Origin of the sequence: Cryobacterium sp. TMT3-29-2, assembly GCF_004564305.1 — a bacterium.
Classification (GTDB): Bacteria; Actinomycetota; Actinomycetes; order Actinomycetales; family Microbacteriaceae; genus Cryobacterium; species Cryobacterium sinapicolor.
Genome location: NZ_SOGK01000067.1, coordinates 1 through 1,233 on the forward strand (window position 1 = coordinate 1; position 1,233 = coordinate 1,233).

2 protein-coding genes are annotated in these 1,233 nt (G+C 60.7%); both read right to left on the minus strand.

The window, feature by feature from the left end:
• Positions 1 to 27 precede the first annotated feature (27 nt).
• Complete coding sequence (locus E3O67_RS08080) at positions 28 to 882, minus strand: IS3 family transposase (protein ID WP_135102425.1); 855 nt, start codon at positions 880 to 882, stop codon at positions 28 to 30.
• The coding region (locus tag E3O67_RS08085) for a transposase (protein WP_167726536.1) at positions 879 to 1,233 on the minus strand (355 nt) is incomplete at its 5' end. The genes E3O67_RS08080 and E3O67_RS08085, both read right to left, overlap by 4 nt.

Sequence of the window (1,233 nt, forward strand, 5' to 3'; positions counted from 1 at the left end):
TTTTCGGACGGGGTCCTCGGTTTCATTTTAGGCGGCGAGTGTGAGTTTGATGAGTCGTTCGGTGGGTGTTGAGTAGCCGAGGGTCTGGTGCAGGCGAACGTTGTTGAAGTGGTGAACGTATTCGATGACTTCGGTGCGGGCTTTGCGCCTTGTCGTGAAGGTTTGCCAGTTGAGGCTTTCGCTTTTGAGCTTGGAGAAGAACGTTTCGGCGGCGGCGTTGTCCCAGCACTGCATCTTCGCGCCCATGGAGCGGATGATGCCGTGGCGGCCGCAGTACTTCGTGAACCGTTTCGACCGGTATTGGACTCCGTGGTCGGAGTGGAAAACCGTTCCTGGTTTGACGTGGCCGGTCTCCAGGGCCATGTTCATGGCCCGGGTGATGAGTTGGGTGGTCATGCGGGCTCCGGTCGCGTGGCCGAGCACGGAACGGGAGGCCAGGTCAATGACGGTGGCGAGATAGAGCCAGCCTTCCTGGGTGTGGATGTAGGTGATATCGCCGACGAGGATCCTGCCGACGCTCAGCGAGGTGAAGTCCCGCAGGAGCAGATCGACCGGGTCGGCCAGTCGGGAGGCCCGCTGGTAGCGGATCTTGAAGGAGCGTTCTGCAGCCGGGGAGATTAATCCCAGATCGTGCATGATTCCGGCGACGGTTTTGCGGTTCACCGGGACCCGGGCCCGGTTCAGGGCCGCGGTGACTTTGCGGTATCCGGCCGCGCCCCGGGAATCGGCGAACGCGATCATCACCTGCGCGGTGAGGTCTTCATGCCGCCTCTGCGCGGGCGCGGTGACGTGGTGCGACCAGTCGTAGAACCCTGATGTTGATACTCCGAGCCGGTGGCAGAGGTAGGCGATGGGGAAGTCGGCCTTCAACCTGGAGATCATTTCGAATCGTTGTCGTTTTGATCGAGTTCCAGGAAGAAGGCCTTCGCTTTTTTCTCGAAGTCGAGATCCCTCCGCAGCCGGGCGTTTTCCTTCTCCAGATCCCGGATCCGTTTCCGGGCCTGCGGTGTGAGCTCACCAGCAGGATCGATGATGCAGAGCTTCGCCGCGTTGACCCAGGTCCACAGAGTCCGGTGGTTGATCCCGAGCTCTGCGGCGACTTTCACGATCGATGTGTCGCCCTCGGCGACGCGGGCCACCGCGGCAGCCCGAAACTCCGGGCTGAAGTGCTTGTGTTTCTCGTGTTCCATTTGTCTATCCAATCCTGAATTCAGGAGGACTGTCCGGAAACAC